The organism is Savagea faecisuis (assembly GCF_042675605.1).
Classification (GTDB): Bacteria; Bacillota; Bacilli; order Bacillales_A; family Planococcaceae; genus Savagea; species Savagea faecisuis.
On the sequence record NZ_JBHTJF010000022.1, the window covers coordinates 339,346 to 356,959 of the forward strand.

General features: G+C 42.8%; 19 protein-coding genes. 17 read left to right on the forward strand and 2 right to left on the reverse strand.

Annotation, left to right across the window (positions count from 1 at the left end):
* The 5 genes from ACFQ0V_RS06425 (at nucleotide 1) to ACFQ0V_RS06445 (ending at nucleotide 4,317) form a co-directional block, all read left to right on the forward strand.
* On the forward strand, nucleotides 1-747 hold the full coding sequence (locus tag ACFQ0V_RS06425) for a hypothetical protein (RefSeq protein WP_381011189.1): 747 nt from the start codon (nucleotides 1-3) through the stop codon (nucleotides 745-747).
* Entirely contained in the window at nucleotides 734-1,600 is an 867-nt protein-coding gene (locus ACFQ0V_RS06430) for an ABC transporter ATP-binding protein (protein WP_381011192.1), read from the forward strand. The genes ACFQ0V_RS06425 and ACFQ0V_RS06430 overlap by 14 nt, the downstream gene beginning before the upstream one ends.
* On the forward strand, nucleotides 1,597-2,829 hold the full coding sequence (locus tag ACFQ0V_RS06435; protein WP_381011195.1) for a hypothetical protein: 1,233 nt from the start codon (nucleotides 1,597-1,599) through the stop codon (nucleotides 2,827-2,829). The genes ACFQ0V_RS06430 and ACFQ0V_RS06435 overlap by 4 nt, the downstream gene beginning before the upstream one ends.
* Entirely contained in the window at nucleotides 2,829-3,998 is a 1,170-nt protein-coding gene (locus ACFQ0V_RS06440; RefSeq protein WP_381011197.1) for a hypothetical protein, read from the forward strand. The genes ACFQ0V_RS06435 and ACFQ0V_RS06440 overlap by 1 nt, the downstream gene beginning before the upstream one ends.
* Before the next feature lie 82 nt (nucleotides 3,999-4,080).
* Nucleotides 4,081-4,317 carry a YneF family protein gene (locus ACFQ0V_RS06445; protein ID WP_194561494.1) on the forward strand — a complete coding sequence of 79 codons (237 nt, stop codon included), beginning with the start codon at nucleotides 4,081-4,083 and terminating at the stop codon, nucleotides 4,315-4,317.
* Between the two features lie 30 nt (nucleotides 4,318-4,347).
* On the opposite strand, the gene ACFQ0V_RS06450 is transcribed toward ACFQ0V_RS06445, so the two are convergent.
* Complete coding sequence (locus tag ACFQ0V_RS06450; RefSeq protein WP_381011200.1) at nucleotides 4,348-5,271, reverse strand: alpha/beta hydrolase; 924 nt, start codon at nucleotides 5,269-5,271, stop codon at nucleotides 4,348-4,350.
* Between the two features lie 70 nt (nucleotides 5,272-5,341).
* Here ACFQ0V_RS06450 and ACFQ0V_RS06455 point away from each other — a divergent pair, with 70 nt between their 5' ends.
* The 6 genes from ACFQ0V_RS06455 to ACFQ0V_RS06480 all read left to right on the forward strand — a co-directional run bounded on the left by ACFQ0V_RS06455 (nucleotide 5,342) and on the right by ACFQ0V_RS06480 (nucleotide 10,560).
* Nucleotides 5,342-5,554 carry a DUF3886 domain-containing protein gene (locus ACFQ0V_RS06455; RefSeq protein WP_381011203.1) on the forward strand — a complete coding sequence of 71 codons (213 nt, stop codon included), beginning with the start codon at nucleotides 5,342-5,344 and terminating at the stop codon, nucleotides 5,552-5,554.
* Nucleotides 5,555-5,772: 218 nt separating this feature from the next.
* Nucleotides 5,773-6,771: an ABC transporter substrate-binding protein gene (locus ACFQ0V_RS06460; RefSeq protein WP_381011206.1), complete on the forward strand. Its 999-nt coding sequence runs from the start codon at nucleotides 5,773-5,775 to the stop codon at nucleotides 6,769-6,771.
* A 22-nt stretch (nucleotides 6,772-6,793) separates the two neighbouring features.
* Nucleotides 6,794-7,816: an ABC transporter permease gene (locus ACFQ0V_RS06465; RefSeq protein WP_381011207.1), complete on the forward strand. Its 1,023-nt coding sequence runs from the start codon at nucleotides 6,794-6,796 to the stop codon at nucleotides 7,814-7,816.
* Nucleotides 7,803-8,597, forward strand: a complete 795-nt coding sequence (locus tag ACFQ0V_RS06470) for an ABC transporter ATP-binding protein (RefSeq protein ID WP_381011209.1) — start codon at nucleotides 7,803-7,805, stop codon at nucleotides 8,595-8,597. Before ACFQ0V_RS06465 ends, ACFQ0V_RS06470 begins: the two co-directional genes overlap by 14 nt.
* Nucleotides 8,598-8,695: 98 nt before the next feature.
* A complete protein-coding gene (locus ACFQ0V_RS06475) occupies nucleotides 8,696-9,808 on the forward strand; it encodes an NAD(P)/FAD-dependent oxidoreductase (RefSeq protein ID WP_381011212.1) in 1,113 nt (370 codons plus the stop codon).
* Nucleotides 9,805-10,560 carry an exodeoxyribonuclease III gene (locus ACFQ0V_RS06480; RefSeq protein ID WP_381011215.1) on the forward strand — a complete coding sequence of 252 codons (756 nt, stop codon included), beginning with the start codon at nucleotides 9,805-9,807 and terminating at the stop codon, nucleotides 10,558-10,560. Before ACFQ0V_RS06475 ends, ACFQ0V_RS06480 begins: the two co-directional genes overlap by 4 nt.
* A gap of 37 nt (nucleotides 10,561-10,597) precedes the next feature.
* Here ACFQ0V_RS06480 and ACFQ0V_RS06485 read toward each other — a convergent pair whose 3' ends face one another.
* A complete protein-coding gene (locus ACFQ0V_RS06485; protein WP_381011218.1) occupies nucleotides 10,598-11,518 on the reverse strand; it encodes an aldo/keto reductase in 921 nt (306 codons plus the stop codon).
* A 69-nt stretch (nucleotides 11,519-11,587) separates the two neighbouring features.
* Here ACFQ0V_RS06485 and ACFQ0V_RS06490 point away from each other — a divergent pair, with 69 nt between their 5' ends.
* From ACFQ0V_RS06490 to lysA, 6 genes are all read left to right on the forward strand, one after another.
* Nucleotides 11,588-12,139, forward strand: coding sequence for an NUDIX domain-containing protein (locus ACFQ0V_RS06490; RefSeq protein WP_381011221.1), 552 nt, complete (start codon nucleotides 11,588-11,590; stop codon nucleotides 12,137-12,139).
* 137 nt (nucleotides 12,140-12,276) lie between these two features.
* On the forward strand, nucleotides 12,277-12,732 hold the full coding sequence (gene fur, locus ACFQ0V_RS06495; protein WP_194561503.1) for a ferric iron uptake transcriptional regulator: 456 nt from the start codon (nucleotides 12,277-12,279) through the stop codon (nucleotides 12,730-12,732).
* 46 nt (nucleotides 12,733-12,778) lie between these two features.
* On the forward strand, nucleotides 12,779-13,666 hold the full coding sequence (xerD, locus tag ACFQ0V_RS06500) for a site-specific tyrosine recombinase XerD (RefSeq protein ID WP_381011224.1): 888 nt from the start codon (nucleotides 12,779-12,781) through the stop codon (nucleotides 13,664-13,666).
* A gap of 13 nt (nucleotides 13,667-13,679) precedes the next feature.
* Entirely contained in the window at nucleotides 13,680-14,870 is a 1,191-nt protein-coding gene (deoB, locus tag ACFQ0V_RS06505; RefSeq protein ID WP_381011227.1) for a phosphopentomutase, read from the forward strand.
* A 2-nt stretch (nucleotides 14,871-14,872) separates the two neighbouring features.
* Nucleotides 14,873-16,180, forward strand: a complete 1,308-nt coding sequence (locus ACFQ0V_RS06510; RefSeq protein ID WP_381011230.1) for a pyrimidine-nucleoside phosphorylase — start codon at nucleotides 14,873-14,875, stop codon at nucleotides 16,178-16,180.
* A gap of 75 nt (nucleotides 16,181-16,255) precedes the next feature.
* Nucleotides 16,256-17,584 carry a diaminopimelate decarboxylase gene (gene lysA, locus ACFQ0V_RS06515; protein ID WP_381011233.1) on the forward strand — a complete coding sequence of 443 codons (1,329 nt, stop codon included), beginning with the start codon at nucleotides 16,256-16,258 and terminating at the stop codon, nucleotides 17,582-17,584.
* The last annotated feature ends 30 nt before the right edge of the window (nucleotides 17,585-17,614 follow it).

Genomic DNA, 17,614 nt, shown 5'->3' on the forward strand with positions numbered 1-17,614 from the left:
ATGGAAAACAATCGCCCGATTCCGTACCCGTCGGATGAACAAAAAGAACAGTCGATTCAATTCATTTTAAATGAGATGAAAAAGCCGATGTCTCAGACGCAGTTATTCAAACAGTTATGGACGATGATTGGATGGCGTCTAATCACACAGCAGTTAATTATCTATTGTATAAGCGCAATCGTTTTGATCAGTCTCATCGTCACGAATGCGGCGACGTTATCTGAATCTTCATATTCCAATCGTCTATCTATTTTGGTAAGTATCCCTTTACTTTTTGCGAGCTTTTTACTATTGACCTTTTGGCGCAAAAAAGAAGCAGGAACGTACGAGTTAGAAATGACGACGCGCTATACGAGTATGCAAGTGATGGCAGCCCATCTGTTAATACTCGTTAGCGCAGTACTCGTCATTCAAACAAGCTTATTTGCCTGTAGTGCGCTCTCGTTTCAAATGCCGAACTTTTGGATAATGGCCCTTCTGATGAATGGGAGTATTCTCATCTTAACATTCGGTCATTTTCTTTTAACAGTACACGTTCGATTTTACTTATGGCGCGTCTTATGGTGGGGGATTTGGTTATGTGGAAATGGTTTTATGATGCGTTTAAATATCAATGAAATGACTCTTCATGTAGGAGAACTCATCGTCGCTACTTTTTTATTGTGCGCTTTATATGTTTTATTTTATCAAGAAGTGATGCGCCTTTGTATGCGCGTAGAAAGAGGAGATTACTATGCTTACGATTGATCATGTGACAAAATCATACGGATCGTTTACAGCTCTAGAAGATATTCAATTAACGTTATCGCCAGGAGTGTATGGTTTATTAGCACCAAACGGGGCGGGGAAAACGACATTAATGCAAATGATTGTGACATTAACCCGTCCAACAATAGGGGAGATTTTATGGGATGGTGTACCGATTGAAGCGCTTGGAAGTGAGTATCGGGCACGTGTCGGTTACTTGCCTCAACAGTTCGGATTTTATAAACAATACAATCCAGAGCAATTTTTATATTATATCGGGACGTTAAAAGGGATTTCGAAAGCACAATTGCGAGAACAAATTCCGACATTATTGGAAGAAGTTGCGCTGTTTGACGTGCGCAAGAAAAAAATGAAGCAATTTTCAGGCGGAATGATTCAACGTGTCGGGATTGCGCAAGCTTTATTAGGGCAACCTGATATTCTCGTACTCGATGAACCGACTGCAGGACTCGATCCGAAAGAGCGCGCACGTTTTCGTTCGATTTTAACAAAATTAGCGCGCAATCGAATCGTTCTCATTTCAACTCATATTGTGAGCGATGTCGAATCGATCGCGAATGAAATTATTATGATTCAAAATAAGCGTATTCGATATGCGCATACCGTTCCTCATATTTGCCAATCACTTCAAGGACAGGTGTTCGAAATGTTTGTTCCAGATGACCGATACCTTTCTTTCGCTAGCGAGCACTTAATTGTAAGTGAGCGTCAACAAACAGGCGGGATGGACATTCGTTTTATTACGACAGAGCCTGTACAAGGAGCGAAAGAAGTACCGCCTCAATTAGAAGATGTCTTTTTATTTGAGTATCGAGATGAGGTAGAGCGATGAGGCGAATCGTAGGACAAGAAGTGAAAAAAGTATTGTCGCTGCGCATCTTTTATATATTTTTTATCGTAGCGCTCTTATGGAATGGCTTGTTTTTATGGAATAATGACTACGTTCGTTCGGATGTGAAGCGTTTTTTGCAAGTGAATGAACCTCAAATCGTGTGGACGAATGAGATGATGGAAGAACAACAAAAAATGAATCAACAAGCGAGTGAATCGTTGCGAAAAGGAGAGGCGACGCTCGTTGAGGTATATCAACAAGCATTAAACAAAGGGAATGTCATAGAAGATGAGAAGTTTTTAAAATTGTTGACAGAAGAAGTGTATTGGGATCATTTTATCGCATTACACGAGCAGCGTGCTGCGTTACAAGTAGAGGAAAAAGTGGAACAAATTGTTCGGATGGACGGATTAACAGGAAATGCAGCGGAGACATTACGCAAGCATATTCCAGCATTAGAAATGCGATTTTCCAAATTGATTGAACAAGAAGCGCCGACTCATTACGCGCCGAACGCTCTTTTTAGTCAACATGATGCACTGTTCGGGAAACTGATGCGTGCTGTACTGATGGAATCGGTGTTAATCGCTATTTTAATTACTGCCTTGCTGACGAGTTACGAGCGCGAACATCGCACAGCATCCGTCGTTTATAGCTCAACGGTCGGAAGAAAAGTTCAAATAGCGAAATGGTTGTCGAGTTTATTTGTCGCAAGCAGTACGTATGTTGGATTATTTTTGTTATCGATCGGTTCGTATATCGCGCTTTATACGACTCCGTCTTTATGGACGAGTTATGTGAGCAGTAGTTGGAATGTAGAAGGACCGAACTTATTTATGACATGGTATCCTTTCACATTTATTCAATATGTATCGGTGCAGTGGGGAATGGGTCTTTCCATTGTCGTGCTCATCGTCTGTTTAACGTGGGCGATCAGTTTATATTGGCATCAAACGTATGTCGCAACGGCAGCCGTGATCGTGATTTTATTTCTATTATTTATCATGCCTGCTTTCATTTCAAAAAGTTCAAGCTTACTCATTTATGCGACCTACACTTTATCGACGCTCATCGTAGGGACTGCTCATTGGCTCATGATGTGGAAAGGCTATACGCTCGACCCTCATTTTGAATGGAAAACATTGCTCGTTTCTGCGATCACGATTGGAATCATTTCTCTCTTCGCATGGAGACATTTTAAAAATAAAGATTGGCAGGAGGTAGAGTGATGAAAATCTTTTGGAATGAGTGTAAAAAATACCGATCACTTCCGCTCCTATTATTTGTTTTAAGTGCGCATTTCATTACGTATATGTTGCTGACAGATTATGATATTCGGATGATGAATCAAGGAAAATCTACCGCTTCAAGCATCATCGTCCACCGGGAACTCGTCGACACATACGGTCCGTCGATGACAAAAGAGGATTGGGAAGATGTCAAACGAATAACAGCACTGTATCAAACAAGGTTAGATGCGTACGTCCAAAACGATGTAGAGCTCCAACAATTAGGCGTAAACACATTTGAAGAATGGCAACAGCTTATTTGGGAAGAAAATGAACGAGGAGAACGGGCTTCCGCTCTATATGACGATTGGATTTTTGAATCAAATGATTCGGAAAATTTTTGGCTTTGGCAAGAATATGACCGCCTATTAAGTTTTTATGAAGGAAATGAGACATATATTGAGCAAAATCGACATGGACCCGGTCATCGTGACGCAGCGTCCCCTGACTATTACGAACAATTGTATGAACAGTCTACGATTGCAGCGCAACCTGAACGAATTTTTCTCATCGTTCACAATTTAACGACGTCTGCCGTATTTATCGTCGTTCTCGTCACTTTACTCATGACAGCACCCGTTCATTATCAAGATCGCATGCAACGAATGATTCCGTTACAATACAGTACGACATATGGCAGACGTTTGCCTTTTGTGAAATGGCTCGCCAGTATGACGGTCAGCAGTATACTTACTTTCATTATGATTGTCGTCTATGCGTATTTGATGGGAAGAAACGGTCATCTATACTTCGTCGACGTGCCGATTCGGGAGTTAATTTTAGGTGAAATTTGGTTCGATTGGACAATTGGGGAATGGTTATGGATGACGGTCGTTGTATTATTCTTTTTCACATTCGTCGCAACGATCGTCGGGATGTGGATCGGAACGTATGCGAAAAATGCATTGCAACTTGCAGGAGGAGTTATTTTAGCTGTGATCGGTTGTGCAGCGATTCTTTTACCGCTTTCCATTACTCGTCTGTTCAGTGCGTGGTATCCTCCTTTTTATACGTGGGTTCAACTCGGCAGCATCGGACTGTTCGCTATGATTCTATTAGGAGCGATTGTTTATTACGAAAAGAAGAAAGACGTCGTACCGTTTGAATGAACGAGTTATTGCTATTCGGAATTAGTCGTTGTATAATGCAAAGTGGACAGTTTATCGAATAAAGCAGTTAAGGAGGAACGACATGAGTACAATTTGGGTAGTCCTCATTGCACTTGCTACTTTAATTATCGGCGTTTTCATCGGATTTTGGGTTTCTAAAAAATATATGGAAAACTACTTGGAAGAAAACCCACCGATTAACGAAGAGATGTTACGTGTGATGATGATGCAAATGGGTCAAAAACCATCACAGAAGAAAATTAATCAAATGATGAATCAAATGAACCGTGTAAGTGACAAGCAAAAAAACAAAAAATAAAACGTAAAGACTGACTTCTCATCGTGAGAGTCAGTCTTTTTTAACGTGCTGTAAAAAGTCAGCGATCGCATTTCGATACGCTTCACGGTTTTTTCGATAGCCGAGCGCATGTTTTCCTTTCGGTAATAAGACGAGTTGCTTCGGTTCTTTTGCAGCTTCGTATAAATCTTCGCTCATCTCGGGCAAGATGAACGTATCTTCTAACGTATGGATGAATAAAATCGGTACATCAACTTTGTCGACGACGCGAATCGGCGATACTTCACTTAACGTGTAGCCGTCTCGCCAATGAATGAACAAATTCGCTAACTGCACCGCACGTTCTGTCCAATATGGAGAAGTGTCTCCTTGTGCAATGTGCGTAATTTGTTTGGAGAAGCTAGAAAATGGGCAATCGGCGACGATGAATGATAACGGATGGTGTTCGTACGTTCCGCCGTATAAAATAGCGGTCGCAGCTCCCATTGAAACACCGTGTACGCCAATCTCAACGTCAGGACCTTTCCAATGTTTCACATATTGCACGACTGCTTGCAAATCGACTTTTTCATAATAACCGAAGGAAGTCGTTTTCCCTCCACTATTTCCGTGGCGGCGTTGGTCGTAAATGATCGCGTTATACCCGAACTGCTCGAATAACATCGCAAATTGAATCGAGCTGAGCCGTGTTTCTGTTACACCGTGGCTAAAGACGACGTAACGAGGTGCATTGATCGTTTGAATGACTGTTGCGTGAATTGTGTAGCCGTGTTTAGAATCGATTTGAATATCTTTTTTCGGAACACGTTCGTACCAATTTCGCTGTTCTTCATTGAGTAAAATTTCACGTTCGTAAATGGTAGAAGGATCTTTCTTTTTGATGAACATCATGCGGTTCGTCAATAAGTATCCGACGGAAACGAACGCACTAAATAAAATGCCTATACTACTTATGAAAAGCTTCAGTAAGCGCAAATGAATCACCTTCCATTTAATATTTTGGTACAATAAGTATACTATATGAATAGAAAGAGAGGCGTATCGAATGGCTGATGAAAAATTTACACTCGCCGACCAACTGAATGAAGCGTTGCAAAAAGAGTTAAAATCCGTGAAAAAAGAAGCGCAACAACGAGAGAAAAAACAATTAGAACGAGAACGTGAAAGAAAACGTAAAGAGCGAGAAGAACGTGAAAAAAATAAAACGTTTGAAGAATTGTTAGCGGAATATGACGGACCTATTCAAAAATATGAATAAATATTGAATGAAAGTTACTCGTGATGAGTAACTTTTTTTGAAAATATTATTTCAGCACACTAAAGCGTTGAATCATTGAAGTGCCATAGCTTAAGCGCTATTTTAAGCCGTTTTAACAGCGTTAGAACTTTCAGAAAAATCATGAAAATAGATTGACGGAATGAAAAGAACATTGTACGATACCATTTATATCGAAACTATTCAAAGGGGGCTATTCAATGAAAAAGAATATATTTACATTATTCGCATTATTGGCACTATTCGTGCTCGCAGCATGCGGAGGAGATGACAAACCGTCGACAGAGACGGAAGGGAATGAAGGGGAAGCGAGCGGTGACAAAGAACAATACGTCATCGGCGTAACACAAATTGTAGAACATCCATCGTTAAACGCAGCATTTGACGGATTTAAAAAAGCTTTAGAAGATGCTGGTTTAGATGTGAAATATGACGTGCAAAACGCACAGAACGACCAAAGTATTAACGCGCAAATTGCGACGAACTTAGTCGGAGATCAAGTCGATTTAATTTTTGCGAACTCAACACCGAGCGCACTCGCAGCGAAAGCAGCGACAGACGATATTCCGATCGTTTTCACATCGGTGACGAACGCAGTGGAAGCGAACTTAGTTGATTCGAACGAAGCACCTGGTGGCAACGTTACAGGAACGACAGACAACCACCCGGAAGCAGTCGCGAAAAGTATCGAATTTTTAAAAGATGAATTAGGTTCAACGAAAATTGGAATGGTATTTGACTCAGGAGAACAAAACTCACGTGTTCAAATTGATCAAGCGAAAGCAGCGGCTGAACAATACGGCGTTGAAATCGTTGATGCAGCGGTATCATCGAGCGCTGAAGTAAAACAGGCGACAGAATCGTTAATCGGTAAAGTCGACAGCATTTACATCATTACAGATAATACAGTCGTCAACGCTTTAGAATCTGTCGTAGGCGTAGCGGAAGAGCATGATTTACCGATGTTCGTTGCTGAGTTCGACTCAGTAGAACGCGGTGGTTTAGGAGCATTCGGATTCGAGTTTTACGATATCGGATACGAAGCGGGAGAAATGGCTGTTCAAATTTTGAAAGATGGCAAAAAGCCAGCAGACATTCCAGTCCAAGTCCCACAAAACTTACGTTTACAAATTAACGAAGAGAAAGCGAAACAACTAAATATTGAAATTAAAGAAGAATGGAACGCAGAATTACAATAATACAAGAAAGGGGGAATAATCGATGCTTGCTTTAGCTGCATTATTCGGTTCAATTGAACAAGGTGTCATTTATGCGATTATGGCACTCGGTGTATATTTAACATTCCGTATTTTAGATTTTCCAGATTTGACGGTAGATGGCAGCTTCGTAACAGGAGCTGCGATTGTCGCAACGATGATCACATTCGGTTATTCTCCAATCGTTGCGACATTGCTTGCGATCATTGTTGGCTTTTTTGCCGGAACGATCACAGGTGTTTTGCACACTAAAGGGAAAATTAATCCGCTACTCTCCGGGATTATTATGATGATCGCGCTCTATTCTATCAACTTGCGTATTATGGGCTTGTCGACAGAAACGAGTGTGACACGTCCGAACATTCCACTGTTAAATGAAGAGACGGTATTTAGCTCCTTTTTAGCCTTTTGGAAAACATTGCCGATTGACGGATGGATTAACGGGATGTTCAGTGCACTCGGTGCGCAAAGCTTACCAGGAAGTTACGGTATTTTAGCGTTAATGATTATCGTCATTATCGTTATAAAATTAATCGTCGACTTCTTTTTACAAACTGAAATTGGTTTAGCAATTCGTGCGACAGGAAATAACCAACGTATGATTCGCAGTTTTTCCGCGAATACAGACCGCCTCATTATTTTAGGGCTCGGGATTTCAAACGGTCTCGTCGCATTAGCAGGTGGGCTCATCGCTCAATATAATAAATTCGCAGATAACGGGATGGGTGTCGGAATGATTATCGTCGGTCTCGCTTCGGTCATTATCGGAGAAGCCATTTTCGGAACGAAGACAATCGTCCGTACGACATTTGCGGTCATTATCGGATCTGTCATTTATCGCATTATTCTCGGATTTGCATTGCGTATCAATTTAGACCCAGGTGATATGAAATTAATTACAGCGATCATCGTCGTCATTGCGCTCGTCGTTCCGCGATTATTTGAAGAACGACGGAATAAAAAGAAAAAATTACAAAGACGCGCCGCATTGGATGCAGAACGGGGGGATCTCCTTGTTAAAAATTGAACAAATTTGGAAAGTGTTTAACGAAGGAACACCCGATGAAAAAGTGGCGCTCGATCATATCGATTTACATTTACAAGCAGGAGATTTCGTCACGGTCATCGGAAGTAACGGCGCGGGAAAATCCACGATGCTCAATATGATTTCAGGAGCGCTCACACCAGATGCAGGCGATATTTACATCGCAGGCAACAATGTGACGAAATTGAAAGAACATGAGCGCGCCCAATATATCGGACGCGTCTTCCAAGACCCGATGGCAGGAACCGCGCCTTCGATGACGATTGAAGAAAACTTAGCGATTGCCTATTCACGAAACCGTCGTCGTCGCCTCCGTCTCGGAGTTACGAAAGAGCGTCGTGAATATTTTAAAACGTCGCTTGAAACGCTCGGTCTTAATCTTGAAAATCGAATGAATACACTCGTCGGCATGTTGTCAGGGGGAGAACGACAAGCGCTATCGTTATTAATGGCGACTTTTACGAACCCGAACATTTTACTTTTAGACGAACATACAGCTGCACTCGACCCGTCGCGTGCGGCATCGATTACAGACATTACGAAAACACTCGTCGAAAAAGACCAATTGACGACAGTGATGGTTACACACAATATGCAACAAGCACTCGACCTCGGCAACCGCCTCATCATGATGGATAAAGGCCAAATCATTTTACAAGTAGGCGAAGAAGAGAAAAAGACGTTGACGATTCCGAAGTTGATGGAAGAATTCCAAAAAATACGCGGAGAACAACTCGTGAACGATGCTACTTTATTAAGTTAAGTTGAACTCGGTAGTTTTAGCTACCGAGTTTTTTGTTCTGAAAAAAAGCGTAAACTTTGATAAGCTACAAGAAGTGAATACAAAGTGGAGGTAGCTTTATGAACGTGATCGTAATCGGAAATGGAATTATCGGAGCGAGTACAGCGTACCATCTCGCAAGACAAGGAATCGCGGTAACGTTGATCGACCGTGAAGAACGAGGAAGAGCGACAGATGCCGCTGCAGGAATCGTCGCTCCTTGGCTGTCGCAACGCCGCAACAAGCCGTGGTATGCTTTGGCAAAAGAAGGAGCAAAATATTACGATGTGCTGCGTCAAATGTTGCAAGAAGACGGGATCGAACAAATCGGGTATGCACAAAATGGCGTCGTTCGTCTATATGAAGATGAAAAAAAGAGAGAAAAAATCAAAAAGTTAATTATAAAACGAACAGAAGACGCGCCCGAAATCGGACGATGTGACACGCAAAACGAACGAGAAACTTTGGAACGTTTTCCTTATCTCGATGAACGATTTATCTCTTTATTCGTCACAGGTGGAGCACGTGTCGACGGGAAGCAATTGCGAAGTGCTCTACTTGAAGCAGCGCGTCGTTATCATTTGAAAGAGCTCATAGGAGATGCGAAATTGCATCGCAAAGGACAAGAGGTATTCGTCACTTTAAATGGTGAACGTGTCGAAGGAGACCGCATCGTCATCGCGACGGGTGCTTGGGCTGCCGAAACTTTCGCTTCCATTGAAGTGCCTTTCCCAGTGCGAGGTCAAAAAGCTCAAATTGCACATTTGCAAGTAGCTGAAGACGTATCACATTTACCTGTCGTCATGCCAGATGGTAATCATTATATCGTTCCGCAAGACGATCGCATCATTTGCGGGGCGACGCATGAGGATGAGTATACGAATTTAAACGTGACAGCAGGAGGGGTTCACTCTATTTTAGACAAAGCGTTCACGGTAGCTCCGAAACTAGAAGAAGCGACTTTACTTGAAGTGAGAGTCGGTGTGCGACCTCATACACCGACGTATTCTGTCGTATATGGGACTGTTCCGTCGACCAATAATGTATGGACGGCTAATGGTCTCGGGGCTTCTGGTTTAACGGTCGGTCCGTTCGTCGGAGCGGAACTTGCGCGTCTCGTCTTAGGAGAACAACCAGTTTTACCGAAAGAACATTATACAATTGAATCGATTCAGGAAGGAGGAATAGTTTGAAAATCGTAACGTGGAATGTGAACGGATTACGCGCTGTCGTGAAAAAAGGTTTTTTAGATTATTTTCATGAAGCGGATGCTGATTTTTTCTGTTTGCAAGAAATTAAATTGCAAGAAGGACAAATTGAGTTAGATTTAGAAGGTTATGAAATGTATTGGAATTATGCGGAGAAAAAAGGCTACTCTGGCACAGCTATTTTTACGAAGCATACACCGCTTTCCGTTCATTACGGGGTGGGAGAAGCGATATCTGAAAAAGAAGGACGTATCATTACGCTAGAATATGATAATTATTATGTCATTACGGAGTACACACCGAACTCGAAACGTGATTTAAGTCGTTTAGAAGAGCGATTGGAATGGGAAGATGATGTGCGTCATTATTTACAGACGCTCGATGCGAAAAAACCTGTCATTTATTGTGGGGATTTGAACGTCGCACATACGGAAATCGATCTGAAAAATCCGAAGCCGAACCGTGGCAATTCAGGATTTACTGACGAAGAACGTGCGAAACATACGGTATTTTTAGAAGCAGGATTTACCGATACGTTTCGACATATTTATCCCGATGCAGAAGGTGCTTATACGTGGTGGAGTTATATGAATAAAGCGCGAGACCGCAATATCGGGTGGCGCATCGATTACATTATGATGAGCGACCGTCTAGCCGACCGTTTACAAGCGGTGACGATCGAGTCAGAAGTGCTCGGAAGCGACCACTGTCCGGTAACGGCGACATTCGATTTATAATAAAAAACATGGAGCGAATTTTCGCCCCATGCTTTTTTTAGTTGTAACGCTCAAAATCGATAAGATGTTCTACGTATGGATAAAATGGGATGAGCTGTTCAATTTGTTGCAATGTATCTTCACTGATTGTTTGATTGTAAGCATGTAAAGAGTTTTGCAGTTGTTCGACTGTGCGAGAGCCGATCAATGCCGTCGCCACAACAGGTGACTGTAATAAATAATGGAGGGCGGCAGCTTGCATATGCGGTTCAATCGCTTCGACTTTTGGCAGAAGCTCTGAAAGTTGCGCGTTCGTAAACGGTGGGAATGCCGCGTCGTTAGCGAGGCGTTTAGCGAATGTTTCCGTCAGTAAACCTTTTCCAATCGCGCCGCGCACGATGACACTATTGTTTCGTTGTTGGAGCAATGGAAATACTTGCTCTGCTTTACGGTCGAGCAAATTGTATTGCATCATGACCGAAACGCCATCGCTCATTTCTGTAAAACGTTCAATGACAGTCGGTCGAATGGAAGAAATGCCGTATTCTCGAATGAGCCCTTCTTTTTTTAACGTCTCGAAAGCGTCAATTGTTTCTTCTACGTCATCTTCCATCGTCCCTCCGTGAAGTTGATATAAGTCGATATAATCGGTTTGCAAGCGACGTAAACTTTCTTTTACGCTCGATATAATATGTTTTTTCGATGGATTCCACGTCCACGTTTTCCCATCAGGATTCATCACATTGCCGACTTTTGTTCCGAGAATGATCTCGTTTCGACGTTTGTTGAGTGCTTGACCGACGGCGATTTCATTTTGTCCTGCATCGTATAAATCGGCTGTGTCGAAATACGTAATGCCATAATCTAAAGCAGCATCGACGACTGAGCGCGCTTCCTCTTGATTTGTCGGGAGCGACATGCACCCAAGTCCGATTTCAGAAACGACGAGTTCGCTTTTACCAATTGTTCTAGTCTTCATAATCGTTCCCCCTTCATTCTCATGATACAATAGATGTAATGAAAAAGAATATGAAAAGGGGTTGACGAGATGAAATTCGGAGAAGAAAAAACAGTGAGACGAGAAACGCTTTTTGAAGGAAAGATCATTTCATTGCATGTCGACGATGTTGAATTACCGAACGGCTTGCCAAGTAAACGAGAAATTGTGACACACCCAGGAGCGGTCGCAATTATCGCTATGACAGAGGACGGAAACATCGTACTCGTCGAACAGTATCGAAAAGCGCTAGAACGTGCCATCATTGAAATTCCAGCAGGGAAAATTGACGCGGGAGAAACGTTAGAAAATTGCGCGCTTCGTGAACTGGAAGAAGAGACAGGTTATTTAGCGCATAAATTGGAACATGTCCAATCATTTGCGACATCACCAGGCTTTGCCGATGAAATTATTCACGTCTATTTAGCGTCTAACCTTGAGAAATTGAGTGCGCCACGCGAAGGGGATGAGGATGAATTCGTTCGTCTTCATGAAGTTTCTTTAGAGAAGGCTTTGCAATGGATGAAAGATGGGAAAATTTACGATGCGAAAACGGCATTCGCATTACTTTACGTACAACAGCAGTACCCGTATACTAAATAATAATTAGTCTAAATAACTCGTTAGTAAAAAGATAGAAGGTTGAGAATGATGAACATGTTGTTAAACCGACACGCTTTCTATTGTCACATCATTTCTTCATTTGATATAATAGACAGTGACTTGAAGGAGGCGTCGTCATGGAAAGCCGAATTGAACGAATAAAGAAGCAGTTGCACGGGGCAAGTTATAAATTGACGCCACAACGCGAAGCGACTGTTATGGTACTACTTGAGAATGAAGAGGATCACCTCAGCGCAGAGGACGTCTTCTTACTCGTAAAAGAACGAGCGCCAGAAATTGGGCTCGCAACTGTATACCGCACATTAGAATTGTTAACTGAATTAAAAATCGTCGACAAAATTAATTTCGGAGATGGCGTCGCACGTTATGACTTGCGTCAAGAAGGCGCGACTCGTTTCCACCATCACCTCATCTGTATCGAATGTGGTTCAGTAGATGAGATTCAAGAAGATTTACTCGGCGAAGTGGAAAAAATTGTCGAAACTCGTTTTCAATTTACAGTGAAAGATCACTGGCTTACGTTCCACGGGATTTGTAAACGTTGTAAACAGAAAGAAAATAAAAAGAAGTAGAAAGGATGGCGCATGCCGTCCTTTTTCTATTGAAGGGAGGATACCCATGCAAGCAATCGATGAGTTTATTCATTTTTTAATTGTGGAAAGACAGCTCGCGCACAATACAATTGAAGCGTATCGTCGAGATTTAAAGCGATATGATGAGTACCGGGAAGCACGAGGGATAACGGAGTGGCAGCAAATGACTCGTTTACTCATTGTCGATTATTTACAACAGTTACAAACGGAAGGTCTCACGTCACGCACACTCGCTCGACACATTTCGACATTGCGCATGTTTCATCAATTTTTAATCCGGGAACAGTTAAGTAATCACGATCCGACTGTTTTGTTACAATTGCCTCAAATCGCCAAAACATTGCCGACGATTTTAACGGTAGAGCAAGTAGACCGCTTACTCGCTCAACCTGACTTGAGCAAACCGCAAGGAGTTCGAGATCGAGCGATGTTAGAATTGTTGTATGGGACAGGGATTCGTGTTTCGGAACTCGTCGATAGCGATATCGATTCTGTACAACTCGAAATTGGCTTTATTCGCGTCGTTGGGAAAGGGAATAAAGAGCGTATTTTACCTTTAGGGAAGCATGCAAAACAAGCGTTACAAACATATATCGAAGAAACGCGACTTACTTTTTTACAAAAACAATATGATAAAACGCCACTTTTTGTTAATATGAGAGGGAAGCGTTTGACGCGACAAGGCATTTGGAAAATTGTCAAACAGTACGCGATTCGTGCGAATATCCAGCAAGACTTAACACCTCACACGTTGCGCCACACTTTTGCGACACATTTAGTAGAGAATGGGGCAGACTTGCGAGCGGTACAAGAATTGCTTGGACATACGGACATTTCAACAACACAAATTTATACGCACGTTTCAAGAAAACATTTAAAAGAGATGTATGATCAATATCATCCACGTGCGTGAGGAGGAATTATAGATGACATCATTATTTAAACGCATTCATTTAATCGTACTCGATTCAGTAGGAATTGGAGAAGCGCCTGATGCGAAAAACTTCGGCGATGAAGGAGCGGATACGCTCGGTAATATCGTCCGCGCGACAGGTGGATTAGATGTGCCACATTTAGTCGAACTTGGACTCGGTAACATCCGTCCGATTGAAGGATTAGCAACGACGGAACAACCGAAAGGAATTTACGGAAAATTGCAAGAAGCTTCTGTCGGAAAAGATACAATGACAGGACATTGGGAAATTATGGGCCTTAACATCGACAAGCCGTTTAAAGTGTATCCAGAAGGTTTTCCGGAAGAGCTTATTCAACAGTTAGAAGAACGTACAGGCCGTAAAGTGATCGTCAACAAACCGGCGAGTGGTACAGCTGTCATTGAAGATTACGGCGAAGAACATATGAAAACAGGAGCGCTCATCGTTTACACATCAGCGGACCCTGTTTTACAAATTGCAGCACATGAAGAAGTGGTGCCATTAGAAGAACTGTATGAAATTTGCGAAATCGCACGTGAATTGACATTGCAACCAGAATTTTTAGTCGGTCGTGTCATCGCGCGTCCGTTCATCGGCGAGCCAGGCAATTTCACACGCACATCGAACCGTCATGACTACGCTTTAAAACCATTTGGTCGCACAGTGATGAACGAATTGAAAGATGCTGGAAAAGATGTGATCGTTGTCGGAAAAATTAACGACATTTATAACGGAGAAGGTGTAACGGATGCGGTCCGTACAAAATCGAATATGGACGGAGTCGACAAATTACTTGAGGTGATGGAGCAACCATTCGATGGATTAAGTTTCACAAACCTCGTCGACTTTGACGCGATGTTCGGACATCGCCGCGACCCAGAAGGATACCGTCAAGCATTGGAAGAATTCGATGCACGCTTACCGGAAATTTATGAGCGCATGGATGAAGATGACTTGCTCATTTTAACAGCAGATCATGGGAACGACCCAACAGCGCCAGGAACAGACCATACACGTGAATATGTACCATTCCTTGCATACTCACCAAAAATGACGGGACGTGCTTTCGATGTGCGCGAGACGTTCTCGGATATCGGAGCGACGATTGCGGACAACTTTAATGTGCCACTTCCAGAACACGGAACGAGCTTTTTACCTTTATTGAAAGAGCAGGTGAAATAACGATGCGCTTTGTCGATATTTTAGAAAAAAAGCGTGACGGTCATGAACTAACGCGAGAGGAAATTGAATTTTTCATTGAAGGATATACGAACGGCACGATTCCGGATTATCAAGCGAGCGCTTTTTTAATGGCGGTTTATTTCCAAGGGATGACAGCGGAAGAGCAAGGTCATCTCGTCATGGCGATGGTCAATAGTGGCGACACGATCGACCTTTCGCAAATCGAAGGAATTAAAGTAGATAAGCATTCGACAGGGGGCGTCGGAGATACGACGACACTCATCCTCGTACCGCTCGTTGCAGCGTGTGGCGTACCGGTTGCGAAAATGAGTGGACGAGGTCTCGGTCATACAGGGGGAACACTCGATAAGCTAGAAGCGATTGAAGGATTCCAAATTGAATTGAGCGAACAAGCATTTATCGACCAAGTGAACACATTGAAAGCGGCAGTCATCGGTCAAAGTGGCAACTTAACGCCAGCGGACAAAAAGATTTATGCATTGCGCGATGTGACGGCGACAGTCGATAGCATTCCACTCATTGCGAGCTCCATTATGAGTAAAAAAATTGCAGCAGGTGCCGATGCGATCGTGCTCGACGTCAAAGTCGGTGAAGGTGCATTTATGAAAACGGTCGAACAAGCGGAGCAGTTAGCACATGCGATGGTGAATATCGGTGAAGCGGTCGGACGTCAGACGATGGCAGTCATTTCAAATATGAGCGAACCTCTCGGCGAAGCGATCGGAAATGCGCTTGAAATTGAAGAGGCGATCGCGACATTAAAAGGTGAAGGGCCGGAAGATTTAACAGAACTTTGTTACGTGCTCGGAAGTAAAATGATCGTCGCTGCAAAAAAAGCGTCGAGCTTTGAAGAAGCACGCCATATGTTGAAAACAGTCATTGAAGACGGTTCAGCACTTCAATTGTTTAAAGAGATGATCGAAGCGCAAGGAGGAGACGGAACGATCGTCGATGACCCGAAGCGTTTACCACAAGCGACGTACACGTCTGAAGTTCTCGCATCACAAGATGGTTATATCGAGAAAATTATCGCGAATGATATCGGAGTAGCCGCGATGCTTCTCGGAGCAGGACGTGCGACGAAAGAAGACGAGATCGATATGGCTGTCGGTTTACGTTTACACAAAAAAATAGGAGACGTTGTTAAAAAAGGTGAATCGCTCGTCACGATTTACAGCAACAAAGAAGACGTGACAACGACTCGAGAAAAAATTGAACGAGCGATTCAAATTAGCGCAACAAAAGTAGAAAAACAACCGCTCATTTTTGAGACGATTGGCGAAGCGTAAATGAATTAGTTCAAGACATTCTCCCTTCTTTTCGCTATAATAGAACGTACGAGCTGAAGAGAAGGGGGAATTTTTATGTTTTTACACGGAACACAAACAGTGAATGAAGCAGGACATTTAGAAATCGGCGGTGTCGATGTAACGGAAATTGTTGCTGAATATAGCACACCGACGATTGTTTATGATATGGCACTTTTTGAACGACGCGCGAAAGGATTTGTCGACACATTTGAACAACTCGGTGTGAAAGCGCAAGTCGCATATGCGAGTAAAGCATTTTCCAATATCGCTTTATATCAATATGCTGAAACATTAGGTTTATCGCTCGACGTCGTATCTGAAGGTGAATTGTATACAGCAGTACGTGCGAATTTCCCAGCAGAGCGTATTCATTTCCACGGAAATAATAAAAGCGAATCAGAGTTACGTTATGCATTCGAAGTAGGGATTGGTTGTATCGTCATCGACAATTTTTATGAAATTGAATTATTGCGTCAAATTGCGGCAGAACGCAACCAAAAAATGAACGTTTTAATTCGTGTGACGCCTGGGGTTGAAGCATCGACACATGATTACATTACGACAGGTCAAGAAGATTCGAAATTCGGTTTCGATCTTAAAAATGGCCAAGCAGATCGTGCATTCCAACAATTGAAAGATGATGAACATTTGCAACTTCTCGGCATGCATTGTCATATCGGTAGCCAAATTTTTGAAGTGGACGGTTTCGTTCGTGCAGCGGAAGCGCTCATGCAAAAAATGCATACGTGGCAAGAAGAGGATCACTTCATTTGTTCTGTGTTGAACTTAGGTGGGGGATTCGGTATTCGCTATACCGATGAAGATGCTCCTGAAGAGCCGCATGTGTATGTGAAGGCGATGACAGAAGCGGTAATGAAATTAGCGGAACAATACAAGTATCCGATGCCTGCGATTTGGATCGAGCCTGGTCGTTCTCTCGTAGGGGATGCAGGAACAACGCTTTACACAGTCGGAAGTCAAAAAGAAGTACCGAATGTTCGACAATATGTAGCGGTCGATGGTGGCATGACAGACAATATTCGTCCAGCACTTTACGACGCAAAGTATGAAGCGGTCGTTGCGAACAAAATGAACGCACCGAAAGATACAGTTGTCACAATTGCTGGAAAGTGTTGTGAGTCGGGGGACCAACTCGTTCAAGATGCACATATTAGCGCAGTGGAAGACGGAGATATTATTGCACTCTTCTGCACAGGAGCGTATACTTACGCTATGGCGAGCAATTATAACCGTCTCGCAAAGCCGGCTGTCGTCTTTGTAAAAGAGGGGCGTCATCAACTTGTCGCACGTCGCGAACAATTAGAAGACCTCGTCCGTTTAGATGAAACATTGCCACAAGATTGGTTGGAGGAACGAAATTGAAGAAGAGAAATATAATTCTTTTTCTAATCA